The sequence below is a fragment of the Legionella sp. PATHC035 genome, assembly GCF_026191115.1.
Classification (GTDB): Bacteria; Pseudomonadota; Gammaproteobacteria; order Legionellales; family Legionellaceae; genus Legionella.
In genome coordinates, this window is sequence record NZ_JAPHOT010000002.1 from 119,703 (window position 1) to 136,620 (window position 16,918).

Below are 16,918 nucleotides of genomic sequence, written 5' to 3' on the forward strand. Positions count from 1 at the left end.
AAAAATTTTCACTTTTTTCTTATCCTTGCACCTAGGTGAATGCACCTTCACTTAAATAATGGTTCAATAACCTTATCGCTCATCAAAATAATCCATTATGAATGTAGAACAAGAAGTATTTGATATTTTAGAGAGTTGTATTTCCTGCTTGCAACAGGCGGCCCTGAACATAGGTGGCTTTGATTTTGATAAGAATGCACAAGCAGCAATATATGCTTATTCATTACTAAGAAGGCAGCAGTTGTTTTTAATGTATCCGATTGAGAATGAAACAGTGCATTAACTGATAAAAATAAGCCAATAGAAGAGGGGTACTTTATGAACGCAATTAAAACACTCATGCTATCGATGACCTTCATGGTCGTAAGTGGAATTATTTATGCAGAGCCCGTAACACTGCCTGAAAATAACGTTAAGCTCAATCAGATACTTGCAGTTGATGCAGCAATGAATAAGGAACATGATTTCGAATATTTTAAACACGTTCTGACTGGTGGAGGACTTTATGCACTTGTTTTAGCCCTGAATACCGAGGTTCCTGACGTAGCCAAATCAGTTGAGTATGTGGCTTTGTTCAAAAAACTGGATTTAGCAAATCACCTACTGACGCAAATTTTAGATGAACTGAAAAAGAGCAATCACCTATTAAGTCAAAACATGCCCAATAAAGGAGTAGCCATGGATGAGTAAGCACTCTTTTTAAAACCACAAAAACACGATTTATTAAATAAAAAGAATAAAAAATGAGCACAAATTGGGGCTCAGGGGATTTTTTTAACCAAAAAAGGAGAATGTGATGAACTATAGAACAGCAATGAACGATTTGAGCATTAAAGGATATCTGTATGCCAGGCAGCTGCTCCCTTTTTTAATGATTAGTTTGGCACTGTTGTGTTTGATGCCTGACTCTTGTTTCGCTGCTGAGAATCGGCTTTCTGGATTAAAAGAGGAAGTAAAGGCAACCTTTGGAGCGGATTCAGATCTTCCTTATTTTCTTTTGTTAGCAGAAGGGCTTGCAGGGGCTTATGCCTACATCAAAACCAAAAATATCGCAGTCCTTGCGGGTGTTCCGGTATTGATGGTGTTTACTCACTGGGCATTGAAATAATGGCTCGCAACTACCAAACCTTTATGCTCTCTGATGAACCAAAAATTGCGGGTATTCCTGTTACCACAGGCCTGCCCATTTTTTTACTCACGGGAATTGGGCTTTTAACAGGACTTGCCTATCAGCTTTTTATGATAGGCGCAGCCCTAAGCGTTGCGATGCATATCAAGTATGGCGGACTGCCTCTGCGGAGTCTGTTTGCCATCGTGTACTGGTCGCTGCCTCACAGGTTAACGTCCCTTTTATTTCGAGCTTTGCCCGATTCTGCCAACCGAATTTATATCAGGTGATTTAATGGATACTTCATTTCGTGATAATGCGATTGCAAAAAACAGACTGTTATTCAAGCTGACGCTGATTTGGGCGCTATCGAGTACGTTTGCAGTTATTGTTCTGTGCGCCTTAAATTTTTATACCTTACTGCATAAGCAGGTTCACTGGCTTCCAGTGTGTACTGGTCTAGAGTTTAGCATTGGCGATAAAGGTTATTCACCCGAGTACCTGAAAGAAATGACGCAGAAAGCTGCTGACTTACGCCTGACCTACAACCCTGAGACCATTGATGCACGCTACACCATGCTGTCTCATCTGATTCCAGCGAAATACCAGGAATCGTTTTCCAAACTATTGGATGCCGAGCGAAAAACAGTACATGAAAAAAATGTAAGCTCCGTTTTTTATGCTGAAAAAGTATCCGTGGATGTCTCTAAAAATCAAGGTCAAATCGAAGGGCAATTGTATCGCACAAGCCATGGGCTTCAATTAAAGCCACAACACAAAATGTATCGAGTGCAGTTTTCATATCAATCAGGCCTTTTAAATCTTGTGTCCATTCAGGAGATACACCATGACTAACTCAATTTATGATAAAGCTAAAAAAACCATTCTTCTTATAAGCTGTTTGTGCTCAGGAATTGTTGGTGCAAGCACCGCTCCTTCGGTCATCGCTTTTGAAGAAGGAGAGCAGTTTAATCTGACCTTATCGAGTATTAACTTTAATCGTGTGTTTGTTGAAGGGGAATCGATCACTAAATTAAGTTACCCAGAGCATGCTATTACAGTAGATAAAAGTGAGATGGATAACCCTGAAAGCACCGATTCTTCGGTGTATATAAAACCCAATTTTCAAGTTCCCATTACCCTGTTCCTAACTACAGATAAAGGACATCACGTATCACTTACCCTGACACCTGATGAATCGGTTGGAAAAACCTTAAGGCTTGTGCCGCGCGCTCAAACAAAATTGAAATTTGTGAAACTGGATACCCCTGATGCTAGTGAAGTAGATGAGGCAATCGCTGCCATGAAAGCAGGGGAGACTCCCAAAGAATTTAATGAAAAACGGGTTATTCCACGAACTTTTTACATTAAAAAAAACATAAAGGTAACCCTTGAAAAGCAATATCAGGGTAAGCGTTTCTCAGGCTTTATCTATCGGTTAGAAAATACATCAAATCATGAACTAGCGCTTACAACAGCCTTATTTGCCCATAAGGACGCAGAATCCCTTTCATTAAGTGAAGAGGAACTTCCTCCCAAAAAAATCGCTTATTTATATGGGTTATACAGCAATCAGGGATAAATCAGACGCTGCTTAAAAAGAGTTGGAAGGAGAGTAGGTAATGTTTAAAAAAATAAAACAATGGCTGACGCTAAAGCCTCAAAACGCCAATAAACTGGCTAAAAAGGAACAATTGAAGCACGCGGCCATTTTATTCCTAGTAGGTGGCGCATCCTATGGATTTTATTGTTACTCATCAGCTGAGAAAAAAAAACCAGTCCACCAGGAAGAAGCTCCGTTCGAGAGTATTTTTGAAAGTACTTTTAATCAGGGCAGTGACGAAGCACTCCTTCTGCAACAGCAGCAACAAATTGATTCTTTAAAAGAGTTAGTGGCAGAACATCATAAAAATCAGCAGAAAGCAGCACCTGTGAATACAGAAGATTCGGAAACAAAAGCCTTGGTACAGGCCATGAAAGAACAGCTTGCACACCTTGAAGAAGAAAATAAAAAAATGAACGAACAATTACAGGTTGCTCTGGTTTCTACCCGTCAGGCAAGCCTGGTCACTGTTAGGCCGCCAACTCGTGAAGAAATGGAAGCACAGCAAAAGAAAAAGCATCTGGCAGAGCGCGAACTGCTAGCAAAATCAGGTCTGGAAACAGTGCAATTTAACAACCGGAAGAAAAGAAACAAAGAAGTACGAACCGCTAAAAATTACGTTTGGGCGGGAACCTTTGTTGAAGGGGTGTTGCTGACTGGGGTTTTAGGTGATGCAGGAATAAACGGCTCAAAAAACATGGGAACTGCTTTAATCCGCCTTACCAGCGGAGGAATCATGCCCAACAACCAGCATTCTCATCTGGAAGATTGTGTCGCCCTGGTATCCACTTATGGTGATTTATCAGGAAGTTCCGTGGTGATGCATTTAGAAACACTGTCTTGCGCAGGAAACAACATCAATTTTGAACAAAAGGCCTACGGCTCTGTATTTGATTTGGATGCCATGCAGGATTTACGCGGAACTTCCATTTTAAAAACAAAACCTCTGTTAACCTATTCGGCAGCGGCAGGCATGCTGGCAGGATTTGGTGATGGGTTAAAGAATTTAAATACCGCTCAAACAATCAATCCCGGGGCTGGCACCATTACAACCTACGGGCAGGCATCAACCCTTGCTCAATCGGCTGCTGGTGGCGCGCTTAGTAATCCTGCCAACCGTATTTCAGATTATGTAATGCGCATTGCTGATATTTATCATCCACTGGTTGTGGCACGTGCTGGTCGTCGTGTTTCAGTTTTATTTACTAAAGGCTTTTGGATAGACAAAGAACATCAGGTGTACGAGTCAGGACGCGCTATCAACGAAGGACATGCCCAAAACGAGTCTGGGGTTACAACCACTGTAAGCCGTGCCTATGAATTAAATACACACCCTGTGAATGGCACTTCATTGAAGCAGCCCAATAATCAAGAGCCCATGGTTCAAACCGTTAATCCTGTTGAGAATCCCCTCTTAAATCAACCAGGACAACCCTCTACCCCATTATTTTCAACCGTACAAAATGAGGAGCCACTTCATGACTAAACCTCTATTTTTATTGAGTACCCTTTTCTTAGTGTCGCAGTTATGTGCCTGCTCGAAATCCATCCTCGACAATCAGGATGCAAGATGTCCTTTTTCTGACAGGGGTGGTTGTCAAAGTATGGAAATGGTGAATCGTATGGTGCAGGAAAAACGCTATACACCCGATGGTCAATTCGTGCAGCAGGCAAGAATTCAAGATCTGTATTCAGATTATAAATAGGCGCTGGCACGAATACAGGAGAGAAGCAATGCTTACAAACGCTATAGAATGGGTTCAAGATACTTATCAGTTGCTAAAGGAGACCTGGAATGACAAAGGGCTAGCCGATAACGGAGCCGCTTTTGACCTCAAGGCGCATCAATATCCTTCTTTTACTGAGGAGCTATTACCTTATCAATATTTTGATGAGGAATCGAAGCTGTTTTTTAATGAACACAATGCGGGTTTAATTTATCGCATTGTCCCTTTAACGGGTGCGAATGAACACATAGCAGAGCAGCTGGATGCGCTGCTTCAATCTAAAGTGTCTCATGAGTTCACCTTGCAGTTGATTTGCGTCAAACACAATCAGGTAGGGAAAGATATTGAGGCATTTACTTCGCAGTTCACAAAAAGCGAATTTGAAAATTTAAGCCTGTTAGGAGAGAACCTTAAGGCATTTTATCAAAAAGCCGCCATACACGGTTTTAAAACCAACACGATGCTTGCACCTCGATTAACGCATACGGATTGCTATATCGTCATTGATAAAATCAAAAAAGAATCTGAGAACGATTTAAAAGCCTGTTTTGGCCAGTTTCGCGTTTCATTTGAAGCATCCTTAAGTGCTGCAAAAATTGGATTTAAGCAAGCAGATGCGACTGATTTTTTGCATTTGCTTCAGTTTTATCTGGATAATTGCCCTGATGCAATTACCCCACGCCCTGTTATATACGACAAAACCAAATTACTTAAAGAGCAGGCACTGTCTCATGACTTTGATATTGAAATTAAAAACAATGAAGTAGTAATTCAAGGGGCTAATGAAACTGGACATGCTTATGAAACAGCTGTATCTGTTCTGACCATTGATCGCCTCCCTCGTCAGTATTGTTTATGGGAGAACATCAATAATACCAGCAACATTTTTCATCCTGATAAAAGAATATCCTGTAATCACATCATCTCGGTCATCTATCTGGTTGAAGAGCAGGGACGTGCTCAGGGTAGAGCGAACCGCAAGACCCGTGATTTGGATAAAAAATCTAAAAGTGATTATGCCTTGAATGTAGCGGGAACTGAGGAGCAGGCAAGAGTATGGCGTACTTTTCGAGATGATTTATCCTCACAGAAGACTCGTTCTGTAAAGATGCTTTATAACGTGGTTCTTTTTTCAAGACCTCATGAAAAAGAGCGTGATGTGGAGGCTGCTCGCACGGTATTTGCGTTCAATGACATTAAATTGGCATTGTGTAAACGTATGCAATGTCCGTATTTTTTAGTCTCGATGCCGTTTTTTTTCACAGGAAATCTGGCTAAGGATTTTTCTCTTCCAACCATGATGTGGCCAATTTCTTCATGGAATGCAACCCAATACATGCCAATTCTTTCTGACTGGCGCGGGGTGGGCAAGGGTATTTTGTTGCCCACCATGCGCGATCAGTTTGCCTGCATCGATCCTTTCTCGGGTGCATTTGGCAGCAATTACAATATGGCTGTAACCGGAACATCGGGCGGTGGTAAAAGTTTTTTCATTCAGATGCTGATGCTCAATATTTTATTTAATGGCGGGGATATTTTTATTATTGATGTAGGTGGAAGCTACAGAAAACTGTGTGAGGCGCTTGGTGGGACTTATCTTGAATACAGCAATTTGGCGATGAATCCCTTTACCCATGTTACGGACATTTTACGAGAGATTGATGACATTATTGCCTTGTTTGAATTATTAACTTGCCCGACCAGCGGTGCTACAGATGACGACAGAGGCACTTTAAGAGAAGCCATTTTAACCGCTTTTGGAACAACTCAGAATCAAACGCGCATTGATGAGGTTGCAGGAGTCTTATTGTCATTGTACGAGCACGACCGCGAAACCTATCCTACAGCGCGCATTTTGTCTAAAAACCTTCAGCGTTACTGTTCTGCCTCAGAGCATGGAAAGGCGTTTAATGAACCATCCCAGTTATCGCCTGATGCCCGCATAATTGTAGTTGATTTGAAGGAAATTGAAGACAATCAAAGCATTCGCGCACCGGTTCTCCTGTCCGTTATTTCTCAGTTTCAAAGACGTATGTTCAACTCGGACAGGAACAAACAAAAGATGTGCATCATTGATGAAGCCTGGTCTTTTTTTACAGGGGATTTAATTGCAGTGAACTTTATTACCAAAGGCTTTCGTACTGGTCGGCGGCATAAAGCATCATTTGTCACGATTACTCAGGGGATTGAGGATTATTTTGAATTTTCAGAAGCTCGTGCCGCATGGGAGAACTCCGCTTTAAAGCTTGTTTTTTTACAAGAAGAATCACCGCTTTTAGAGCATCAAAAAAAGCATGAGACTTTTTCGGACTACGAGATGACTATTCTGAAATCATTCCCAATAGCGAAAGAAGCTGGTTTTTCGCAAGTTTTGTTGCGCGCCAACGGTATTTCCTCCTTTCATCGCTTGTTCGTTGATCCATTTACTCGCGTGCTTTTATCTTCTGATGGAGATGATTATCAGGCGGTCATTAATTATGTGGCACAAGGGATTGCATTTCTTGATGCGGTATCGCATGTCGCAGAACTGCATTATGGGAGGGGTTATGCCATTTAATCGCTTAAACACCACATATTGGGTCATTGCAGGAGTTTGTGGGTTCATTGGAGTCCTGGCGGGTATGTTTATGATGTGGCCTAAGCCGTTACCTCTTTTGGTGGTTGATATGAATCGTGCCATAGAGGCACCTTCGGTGCTGCTTGCCCGTTCTAAACTGACTCATGAAGAACAATTAAACATTATGGATCGCTTTTCACGAGCCCTTCCAGAAGTCATCAAGGACTATGGAAGGTCTCACCGGGTAACCTTAGTCAGTGCACCTGTATTGACTGGTTACAAACCCTCCCAAGTGGATGTAACAGACGAGCTCATTGCTTTGACCATAGCAAGGATAAAGCATGAAGCGCACTAACAAACGGTTTTTAGCCCTGATTCTTGGTCTGGCCTTCTTATTAGAGCCTGTAAGTCATGCAAAAAATATTGGTCAGTATGGCCAGACATTCCCTGTTAGAGAAGAGGATATAAGAAAAGTCATTATGAACAAACTCAATGCATTACAGCAAAGTGGTGATTTAGAGCATGTTCAGCGTGATTTAGAGCAGAAAGCAGCGCGTCAGGCGATGAGACCACACCCTTTGGCATTGAGCACGACTCGCACGCCTAAGACGTTTCGCATCTCACCGGCAGTGACTGTATCTCATGATATCTGGACTCCTGATGGGTATTTAATTGCAAAAGCAGGAACGCGGATAAACCCATTTGAGCGCGTTCACTTCCTCAAAACCCTGATTTTCTTTAATGCGGATGATGCAAGACAGGTTGCCTGGGTTAAGAACCATTACACCGATTTTAAGCACGTTAAGTTCATTTTAACCGGTGGTGATGTTCGAGTTGCTGCAGAGCTTTTTGGTCGAATTTATTTTGATGTGAACGGCATCATTTCATCTCGGCTGCAGCTTCAACACGTTCCAAGCATAGTCAGTCAGGTAGGTCTTGATTGGCAAATTAAAGAAATTGGAGTGAATGATGAATAAACGACTTTTCTGTTCAATTGCTGCAGGCTTATTCTTCATCTGTTCATTGCACGCATCGCAGTGTAAAGGGCATTTTGTCAATCCTATTACCGACATTTGCTGGGATTGTTTGTTCCCTTTAACCATTGGTTCCTCCGAAGTAGTAAAAAGCCAGTATCCTGATACTAAAAATCCTGGGAACCCTATCTGTTCCTGCCCAAACAAATTACAACTTTTAGGAGTTACTATAGGTTATTGGGAACCCTTTGCGTTAGTCGATGTGACACGAAAGCCATATTGCATGGTGAATCTTGGGGTGCAACTACATATTAAAGACCAGGGTCTTGGTGGTTCACAAATGCCCGATACGGATGGGCGAGGCGCATTTTATTACGTGCATTGGTACAAATACCCTCTGATGTATTGGCTGCAGGTACTTACATCCATCGGCTGTATGGAGACAGAAGATTTTGATGTGATGTATTTGAGTGAACTTGATCCAACATGGAATGACTCTGAGTTTGCTTTTGTTCTTAATCCAGAGGCCACCTTATTTACCACATCGCCAGTACGGGCGTCTTGTGCAGCAGATGCAACCAAAGCATTGGCAGGAACGGCCATGGATTCTCTATTCTGGTGCCAGGGCGCTCAAGGATCTACCTATCCGCTCAATGGTTTTGTGGCAAATCAGGCAAGTCCCATCAGTGCCGCAACGCTCCTGGCAGAACGCACCGACTTTAAGCTTCATCGCCTTGGAGCAATTAAAGATTCGGTCGGTAAAGATTGGCCTGCACTTTGTCGCACCTATCACTCTTCCATTTTGCCTAAAAGCCGGTATCGCTATCAGTTAGTCAATACATTACCTGATGCGAAACGCTGCCAGCCCTTTGGCCGTTCAGTCATTACCTGGGAGGCCGGACATACCTACCCTGGAGATGGGGATAATTTTGGCTTCATGATTTGGCGCAAGAGAAATTGTTGTTTTTTATAAGGAGGCCTTTAATGGCGCACTACATTAAAATCATTATCCTGTTTCTGACCGGGATTGGCGGATGTTTTGCAAACACTAATGATGAATTAAGGCAGTATCAAGAGGAGGGGGCTCACCAAGTATCAACCATTTCGAGTAAGACAATCGAAATGCTAAATCGTACGTCCTCACGGAATCAATCAGAGCACCAATCATTGATTGATACACTCATGCAACGCAGCGCGGACGGTTTACAAAGCAATCAAAAACCGCAGAGAGTAGAAGGTGCCATTTTATTTGTATCCTTTTCCATGCCCGACTCACTTCTATTTGCATTGAGCGATGAAGCAGCACGGTTTCATATTCCCGTGGTCATTAATGGCTTAGTGGATGGTGATTTTAAACAAACCATAGAAACATTTAAACGCCTTAATAGCGAAGCTCAAAAGCAGCATTTAAACTTTAAGGGAATTTCTATTGATCCGGTCTGGTTTAGTCAATTCCACATTACAACGGTTCCAGCGCTTGTAGTCACAGAGCCCTCCAAGTCTTGCGGTTCAGGGCAGTTCTGTGCCAATCAACCCTTTGATGTAGTCTATGGCAATGCAAGCATAAAAAAAGGACTGGAGCTCATCGCCCAGAAAGGAGATGCAGGAGCCACATTAGCGGCCACCATATTGGAGAAAGGCCATGTTTAGATGCATGTTGGCCATCGTCTGTATTTTTGGATTTGGCACGTTCTCAGCTGCCAATACAACAGCGCAGGACTTTCAGAAATTAAAAGAATACGCAAAATCTTTGGGGAATCAGCCACTGAGCGCCATGAATGAATTTAAGCCCCAGAATACCTTCAAAGACTATACGGAAAATCCCTCGCAATCGCTTCATTATCAGGGGGTTGAAACTGAAAAAACGGATTTAAGTACCTTGGCTGCGAATGCCTTAAAAAATGATGCCGGTGGACATACTGTGACCGAGCATTTTGGTCAGCGCCAGTTTGAAATCAATACTAAAAATGAAGCGATTAAAAACGCCAAATTAATTGAAGAAGAAAGTTATGCGATTACCCATGGACAATCTAATGAGCGGATTAAATGCGATGAAAAGCCACAGGCTTGTGAGATTAAGTCGCATGAGGAAATCTGTCATACATCAAGGCAATTACCAGAACAACAGTGTTTAAAAAAACGCAAAGTAACCGTGAACACAGAACGATGGAGTCAAAGAGCTGACTTTGAGGTATGGGTTCATAAAAAATGGACTGGACTCATAGCGGTTAATCTTATAACGGGTGCGATGACCAATAGCGCAGGAGGACATTTAACCAATCCTGTTAAATTAAATCATCCCTGCGAGGAGATGAAAGCCACAGTACACTCCATTCTAAATAATGGTGGTTCTGCTCATTGGGTGCGTGTTGTGGGACTTCCAACCTGCCAGAATGGAGGAGTAATCACCCTGTATATTTCAGATAAGTTCAGTCGCTATTACCCAATTCAAGTGGCATTGACGATTAATGCTCATTCTAAATCCTATGTGGAAGAAGAGCACTGGGATAATGAATGCGCTGCTCTTGAGACAAACAACCTATGTCAAAAAACACAAGAGCAGTGTACTGATTCCAATCCAACCCGTGTCATTAATGGCCTGCCCGTCACCCGCGATTGCTGGGAGCTTAATGCACGATATCAATGCGCATCCGCTGCAGCTGATGAATGTAAAACGCAACGTGAAAAAGGATGCTTACAGGCAAGCTCGCGCTGTACATTAATGAACAATAATGCCTGTTCACTCTATGAGCAGGTATATCGTTGCGATGAGACAGTCTGCCCACAGCCTGTGGCTTGTGTGCGTGATCTCTTTTGTGCCGATGGAGACTGCACGGAACATGCTGCGACTCAGAATGATGGTTTTGGAGAGGCCATGGCACCCATGGCCGTTGCAGGAGCTGCTGGCGCTGAGTTTGGTAAAACGCAGGCCACCTTATTTTCAGGCCATCCCGTTCAGTGCAAAATCTGGGTTTGGGACATTATTGATTGTTGTTCGAATGAAGGCTGGGCTGACAAACTCCATATCGATTTGTGTCGTGAAGAAGATAAGGCTTTAGGCAAAGCCAAACTCAATTATCTGGCTCATTACGTAGGCGAATTCTGCAGTCAGAAAGATCCCATTTTTGGCACCTGTCTGGAGCACAAACGCACCTATTGTGTCTTTGACAGCAAAATGGCGCGCATTATCCAGGCCGAAGGACGTTTAAGACAATTAAATCCCAATGCTTTAGGAGATGCGGAGCATACACGCTGCGCGGGGCTCAGTGTGAATGAATTACAAAGCCTTGACATGGGGCGCATCGATTTTTTAAACCCTGTCTATCCATTTCCCCAAGGACAACCAACAAAAGAAGCAGGAATTGTAGGCGATGTCGTTTTAAATAGCCCCGACGCTTCAAAAGCAATGGATGAAATCAAACGGCGAGTCCAGAAAAAGGCAGAACAAAAATGAGATTATTTACTATTATTTTAATGTTACTTTCCATGCCGGCCATGGCTGATTTAGTAAGTCCACCTGCTCATGGGTTTCATTGGTACAGTACAGAAAACAAAGAACCTCAGATGAAACCTGTTCAAATTCCAAAGGTGTCAAAGCCTGCGCTGACTCCATATGAAGAGCTCATGGAAGTCCGCAAAGCCACCATGAATAAGCTCGCAACGGCATTAATTGCCCCATCATTTGATGCAACCTATGAGTACATGAAAGCCCAGCAGGTGTATGCCAAAAACAATCAGAAATTTGTCCAGTACTGGCAACAGGTGCTGTTGTCTCATCCTGAGCTGGATCATTCCTTAAATTTTCCAACTGACAATACGGCTGTGGCCATTCGCAATGATTCAATGAATCTTTTAATGGAGAGGGTAGTCCGAGAAGGGGCTAAACGTTATGGATTAATCCTTTTTTACAAAGGGAACAGTTCCATTTCGCAAAAATTCATCACTCATCTTGTGCCATTCGTCAATCAGACCCACTTTTCAATGATTTCGGTCACAACAGATGGACAACCCATTGAAGGTTTGCCTAATCCTAAAAACATACCTCTTCATGAAATACAAAAAACAATGAATTTACAGTCACGCTACATGCCCGCACTGTTTCTTGTTGATTTAAAAACACAAAAAATGTCGCCTTTATCTTATGGTTTCGTCTCCACAACCGAGTTAAAAGAACGCCTGCTGGATGTGGCGACTCATTACAAACGATACAGCTATGAGGGGTTTGAAGCATGATTGTCCGCATCATTTTTTTACTGCTTTGTTCTGTAATTAATCCATTGCACGCCAATGTGGCAGTTGAAGAACTCAATGCACTGTTATTGAAAAAGCAAGCCCCTAAAGCTTTTGCACAGAAGGAATCAGCTGAAGCTAAAGATTTATCCCAAAATTATTATTTTGCATTTATTTATCGAAGCACCTGCCCACATTGTAAAAAATTCTCCCCTGTTTTAAAGGATTTTTCAGAAACATTCCATATTAAGGTTCGTGCTTTTAGCCTGGATGGAGAGTCCCTGGATGGACTCGATACCACACCATTAACACCTGAGCTTTTTCAAACATTCTATGTATCAGGAGGGTATAAGCCTACGGTTCCCGCCTTGTTTTTAGTCAATCGACATACCCTGGAGGCCTACGCTGTCTTGTTTGGAGAAGCAACTCCTTATCAGCTGGCACAAAGAGTACATGAATTAAAGCAACACATTGAGGAGAAATTTAATGATTAGAGCTCTTGTGCTAACCGTTGTTGCGTCTTTTACTTGCGTGACAGGAAATGGTGTTCATGCATCAGCCAGTGCCGATTTAAATCATTTTTTTAATAATCTTGGTTATTCTGCGAATGTCACGGGTAGCCATTCCTATGAATCACAGGCAGCAGGATTTGCATCATTAGGCTCTGTCTATGCCAGAAATCAGGTGCGTTCCATTCAGATAGCTCACGTTGATGTACCTGGGTTTCGCTCAGGATGTGGCGGAATTGATATTTTTGCAGGTGGTTTTTCCTTTATTAAATCAGAGCAGATTGTTTCCTTCATGCAGAATATTTTAAGTAACGGGGCAGGCTATGCAATGAACCTTGCACTGGAGACCGAGCTGCCTGAAATTGCTCATGCCATGCAATACATGCAAAAGCTGGCAAATGACATTAATGGGACAAATTTTAATTCGTGTGAGATGGGAGAAAACCTGACTGCAGCGCTTTATCCCAAAAATAGAGCGGCACATCAGCGTTTGTGTGAGGACATCGGGCGTAATCGTAATGTATACACCGATTGGGCAGAAGCCCGACATAAATGTTCGACAGGAGGGGAGATTGAAAAGCGATTGGAACAGGCAAAAAACGATTCAGAATATAAAGACAGGGCTCTTTTGAATACCAACGTAGTTTGGGATGCATTACAACTGAATGAATTCATCAAATCAGATACAGAAATTTCAGAAGTCTATATGTCGATTTCAGGAACACTGGTATTTGATGCCAAAGGAGGGATGCAAACGTATCCCTCTTTAGCGACTAATCAGGATTTTGTAAAAGCCTTGCTCTATGGAGGCAAATTACCCAGCTATAAGTGCACTGATTCAAACAAACCCATAAAATGTGTTGCCATCAATGTGAAAGGAAGCCAGGAGATCAGCAGCAAAGATGCTCTGGTTTCTCAGGTACAAGCCATCCTGCAGGGAGTTTATGAGAATATCAAATCAGGGACGGCCTTAACGCCACAACAAAAAGGGTTAATTGAACTAACCCAGCCGTCTGTATTTCAGCTCATTTCAGCCAGTGCACAACAGAATATCGGCATACAAAGCAGTTATGAACTTGCTCAGAGTGTAGCAACGGATTTGCTTGCCCAGTATCTTGCAAATTCACTTGAAGTGATTCGAGCATCCCTTGCAGGGCGTGATTTAGGTAGTGATCATGAAGAGAAATTATTTAAAAACCTGCAGGTAGCCCAACAATTTGTAGATAATTTTAATAGCGAATCACGAGCACGTTTTAATGCCGCACTGACCACCAATCAATTGGTTCAAAACAACGTGAAGCAGGCGCTTAATGCCCTTAATCCCATCTTAAGAAAATCATATACCGGAGGGGCACAATGAGCCCATTATTAATCTACACCCCACAAAATGGGATTTATTTAAAAGAGTTGCTTGATGGTATGGCCGCTTTGCTTACTGAATCTACCTTTAGTACGGCGTGTGACATTATCATGATTCTATCCGTTGGTATGGTCGGTTATCAGTACGTGATGGGGAAAAAGCTCGAATCATTAACTCGCTTTGTGCTGACCACCTTTTTAGTCATGTATTGCGTGCTAGGCATTAAAGTGCCTGTGGCTATAATTGACATGCAGACAGCCGAAGGAGCAGGAGAGGCCTTAACAGTTGATCATGTGCCTTTAGGTGTTGCATTACCTGCAGCAGTCATTAGTGGCATGGGGTACGGAATAACAACTGCTTTTAGTGATGTATTTCACATGCCAGATAGCCTGGAGTACAACAAAACCGGAATGATTTTTGGTGCAAGAACCTGGCTTGCGGCAACCCAGACAAGGCTCTCCATGTCGCCTGATTTGGCACAAGACCTATCGTCCTATATCCGTCAATGCGTGTTTACGGCAAAACTTTTGGCAAGTCACCAATTAAGCCCTCAGGAGCTTACCCAAAGTGCTCATCTATCTAAAACCTATTTTGAGAGCCCATCGCCTATTTATCGGGTGATTCTGCACAATGGAGACAATTTAAGTTGTGCTGATGCAGCAGCCAATTTAAAAACTCGATTGCCCGTTGCAGCCAAATTAGAGTTGGAGCGTCTTAATCATCTGGTAACCACAGGTGCTTTAGGATCACGCAACACGGACAGCAGTTCTTTACCAGGCGAAAAGACTTTTGGTGACCGGCTGCAAGCTGCTCACAAATATTACATGAACATTACCGAAGATGCGGCTGAAACACTTACGCAGAATATCTTAATTAATGCGACCCGAGATGCTGCTGCCGATGCTTTTGCTTTTTCAGGAGCTGATGCGGCACTCATGAATTACACCAATACGGACAGCACTCAAAAAATGCACATTGCCGAAGCCAATAGCTTTTGGCTTGCAGGATTTCGCCTGCCTTACTATATGACCGTGATGTGGATGCTAACGCTGTGTATTTTTCCATTAGTTGTTTTAATTTCATTTTTCCCGACCCTGAGTAACGCTTATTTCTTGTGGGTACAATCTCAAATCTACCTTTGGTCATGGCCGCCGATGTTTATTATTTTTCATTGGTTTGTTTCTATGGCCTCAAGTACTACCATTACTTTGTTTGGTCAAAAAACCGGAGGTGTGACCTTCTCTAATATCGATTCATTAGCGAGCATGCACAGTAATTTCGCCTATACGGCAGGCGCATTGGCGGCAAGTGTTCCTGTTATTGCCCTGTACATCACGAAAGGATTGGGACAGATTTTAAGTACCTCCTCCCAGCATTTTGGTGGTATGGCACAATCTTTGTCAGTCAGTGAAGCACAATCTGCAGCTGCAGGTAACATCTCAATGGCAAGTTACAGCGGTTGGAATATGAACTATGAAAATACCAGCGCCAATAATGTTTCGGCTAACAAGCACGATACCAATTGGACGAACATGCATGGGATGCACACGGAACAATTGGGAAGTGGAGTGCTTAAGACGACCACAGGCCATGGAGATGCTGTTTTTGATGTAAGTCCTGGGATGTCACGAGGACCCGTACACATTTCAGATACAAAGGCCTTAAGTGGCTCTTTAAATCAGGCTTTTGAGGAATCCAGGCAGGCTGCAGCCAATGAAAGCCAGCATTATCAAACGTCCTTATCCAGTTTTGCGCACAGTGCCGTACAATTATCGAAAATGCAGGGACATGATATGCGTTTAGGCGATGGAGTATCTGAAAGCGAATCCGGTCAATACAGCCAGGCCTTATCGACCATGACGCATATTGCCTCGGATGTAGCTAAGCGCGAAGGGATAAGCCAAGAGGATGCGCTGGCTCATATGACCTCAGCTGGATTAAATGCCCACGTCGGAGTCGCAAGTGAAAAAAGTATGCTGGGAAGTATTGGGCGATTTGCTTTTGGAGCAACAGGAGGTGCTGATAGTCATGCCAAGTTCGATAGGTCATCAACGAGTAGTGATCGTTACCATGAGGGTACGGACAGCAGCATGTCAGCGAAGGAAGCAGAAGACTTTAATCAGGCGCTTAATTACGTGAGCCAGTTTGCACAAAACCATCATTTTGATAACAGCCATTCGGAAGGGGCAAGCCTTTCGAATCAAATGGGTACTGACTTGCGGGAAGCACAAACGGCAAGTCAAAACTACGATGCCTCGATGTCTAAAGCCGCTCGCATTAGCACGGCCAGGAGTTATGTGGAATCAAACTCCGATCAGATTACAACCGATCTTAATCAGGCATTTCCTGGCTTTGTGGCACACCGCATTGGAGAAAAGGCACGAGATGAATTGTATTCTAATCCTTCAGATCTGGCTTCATTAAAACAATTACAAATGCTAGCTAATGAGTTTATCAGTGAACAACGAGAAGGTTTAATCGCACGATACGGCAATGCTTCTAAAAATGCTCGGATTGACTCCTTTTATCAGGATGCAGCAAATCCATTAAGTACCAAAGAGTCACAAATGAGAGCGGACTACCACAAAAACAGTAATGCATTGGAGGATTCTGGAAGGACTCTGGGAGTTGGCATGGATGCATCAAGAGCCGAAAGCATGCAGCAAAAAATTAATAATCAGGTCGATGCGGCGGTAAATAAAACAAGCAGTGGAGGAGGGCGTTTAAAGAGTCAATACCAGCAAGCGGTTGAAACAACGAACAACGATGTAGGCGAGGGGAAAAAACTGGGGCAAAGTAACGTCAACGCAGTTATACCTCGCCTATTTTACTAAATGGGTTGATCATCAT

At 42.9% G+C, this 16,918-nt stretch carries 18 protein-coding genes; all 18 read left to right on the forward strand.

Features of this window, described 5'->3' with window-relative positions; genetic code table 11:
* Positions 1-97 precede the first annotated feature (97 nt).
* The 18 genes from OQJ13_RS16680 to OQJ13_RS16765 all read left to right on the forward strand — a co-directional run bounded on the left by OQJ13_RS16680 (position 98) and on the right by OQJ13_RS16765 (position 16,902).
* Positions 98-283, forward strand: a complete 186-nt coding sequence (locus OQJ13_RS16680) for a hypothetical protein (RefSeq protein ID WP_058393350.1) — start codon at positions 98-100, stop codon at positions 281-283.
* A gap of 35 nt (positions 284-318) precedes the next feature.
* Complete coding sequence (locus OQJ13_RS16685) at positions 319-690, forward strand: hypothetical protein (RefSeq protein WP_058464699.1); 372 nt, start codon at positions 319-321, stop codon at positions 688-690.
* A 106-nt stretch (positions 691-796) separates the two neighbouring features.
* Positions 797-1,108 carry a type IV conjugative transfer system pilin TraA gene (locus OQJ13_RS16690; protein ID WP_058464700.1) on the forward strand — a complete coding sequence of 104 codons (312 nt, stop codon included), beginning with the start codon at positions 797-799 and terminating at the stop codon, positions 1,106-1,108.
* A complete protein-coding gene (gene traL, locus OQJ13_RS16695) occupies positions 1,108-1,398 on the forward strand; it encodes a type IV conjugative transfer system protein TraL (RefSeq protein ID WP_021460416.1) in 291 nt (96 codons plus the stop codon). Before OQJ13_RS16690 ends, traL begins: the two co-directional genes overlap by 1 nt.
* 4 nt (positions 1,399-1,402) lie before the next feature.
* Positions 1,403-1,963: a TraE/TraK family type IV conjugative transfer system protein gene (locus tag OQJ13_RS16700; RefSeq protein ID WP_265712040.1), complete on the forward strand. Its 561-nt coding sequence runs from the start codon at positions 1,403-1,405 to the stop codon at positions 1,961-1,963.
* Complete coding sequence (gene traK, locus OQJ13_RS16705; protein ID WP_265712041.1) at positions 1,956-2,690, forward strand: type-F conjugative transfer system secretin TraK; 735 nt, start codon at positions 1,956-1,958, stop codon at positions 2,688-2,690. The genes OQJ13_RS16700 and traK overlap by 8 nt, the downstream gene beginning before the upstream one ends.
* A gap of 40 nt (positions 2,691-2,730) precedes the next feature.
* Positions 2,731-4,197, forward strand: a complete 1,467-nt coding sequence (locus OQJ13_RS16710; RefSeq protein ID WP_265712042.1) for a TraB/VirB10 family protein — start codon at positions 2,731-2,733, stop codon at positions 4,195-4,197.
* A complete protein-coding gene (locus OQJ13_RS16715; RefSeq protein ID WP_014845147.1) occupies positions 4,190-4,417 on the forward strand; it encodes a hypothetical protein in 228 nt (75 codons plus the stop codon). The genes OQJ13_RS16710 and OQJ13_RS16715 overlap by 8 nt, the downstream gene beginning before the upstream one ends.
* 28 nt (positions 4,418-4,445) lie before the next feature.
* Positions 4,446-6,995: a type IV secretion system protein TraC gene (gene traC, locus OQJ13_RS16720; RefSeq protein WP_014845146.1), complete on the forward strand. Its 2,550-nt coding sequence runs from the start codon at positions 4,446-4,448 to the stop codon at positions 6,993-6,995.
* Positions 6,985-7,350 (forward strand): TrbI F-type domain-containing protein, encoded by a 366-nt coding sequence (locus OQJ13_RS16725; RefSeq protein ID WP_014845145.1) that lies wholly within the window; start codon positions 6,985-6,987, stop codon positions 7,348-7,350. The genes traC and OQJ13_RS16725 overlap by 11 nt, the downstream gene beginning before the upstream one ends.
* A complete protein-coding gene (gene traW, locus OQJ13_RS16730) occupies positions 7,337-7,972 on the forward strand; it encodes a type-F conjugative transfer system protein TraW (RefSeq protein WP_014845144.1) in 636 nt (211 codons plus the stop codon). The genes OQJ13_RS16725 and traW overlap by 14 nt, the downstream gene beginning before the upstream one ends.
* The gene (traU, locus tag OQJ13_RS16735) at positions 7,965-8,942 is read left to right on the forward strand and encodes a conjugal transfer pilus assembly protein TraU (protein WP_014845143.1); all 978 of its coding nucleotides are present in this window, start codon (positions 7,965-7,967) and stop codon (positions 8,940-8,942) included. Before traW ends, traU begins: the two co-directional genes overlap by 8 nt.
* A gap of 11 nt (positions 8,943-8,953) precedes the next feature.
* Positions 8,954-9,619: a type-F conjugative transfer system pilin assembly protein TrbC gene (trbC, locus tag OQJ13_RS16740; protein ID WP_101901819.1), complete on the forward strand. Its 666-nt coding sequence runs from the start codon at positions 8,954-8,956 to the stop codon at positions 9,617-9,619.
* Complete coding sequence (gene traN, locus OQJ13_RS16745; protein WP_014845141.1) at positions 9,612-11,423, forward strand: type-F conjugative transfer system mating-pair stabilization protein TraN; 1,812 nt, start codon at positions 9,612-9,614, stop codon at positions 11,421-11,423. The genes trbC and traN overlap by 8 nt, the downstream gene beginning before the upstream one ends.
* Positions 11,420-12,202 carry a type-F conjugative transfer system pilin assembly protein TraF gene (gene traF / locus OQJ13_RS16750; RefSeq protein ID WP_014845140.1) on the forward strand — a complete coding sequence of 261 codons (783 nt, stop codon included), beginning with the start codon at positions 11,420-11,422 and terminating at the stop codon, positions 12,200-12,202. Before traN ends, traF begins: the two co-directional genes overlap by 4 nt.
* Positions 12,199-12,693 carry a type-F conjugative transfer system pilin assembly thiol-disulfide isomerase TrbB gene (gene trbB, locus OQJ13_RS16755; protein ID WP_014845139.1) on the forward strand — a complete coding sequence of 165 codons (495 nt, stop codon included), beginning with the start codon at positions 12,199-12,201 and terminating at the stop codon, positions 12,691-12,693. Before traF ends, trbB begins: the two co-directional genes overlap by 4 nt.
* Complete coding sequence (locus tag OQJ13_RS16760) at positions 12,686-14,068, forward strand: conjugal transfer protein TraH (RefSeq protein ID WP_014845138.1); 1,383 nt, start codon at positions 12,686-12,688, stop codon at positions 14,066-14,068. The genes trbB and OQJ13_RS16760 overlap by 8 nt, the downstream gene beginning before the upstream one ends.
* A complete protein-coding gene (locus OQJ13_RS16765; RefSeq protein WP_014845137.1) occupies positions 14,065-16,902 on the forward strand; it encodes a conjugal transfer protein TraG N-terminal domain-containing protein in 2,838 nt (945 codons plus the stop codon). Before OQJ13_RS16760 ends, OQJ13_RS16765 begins: the two co-directional genes overlap by 4 nt.
* Positions 16,903-16,918 lie beyond the last annotated feature (16 nt).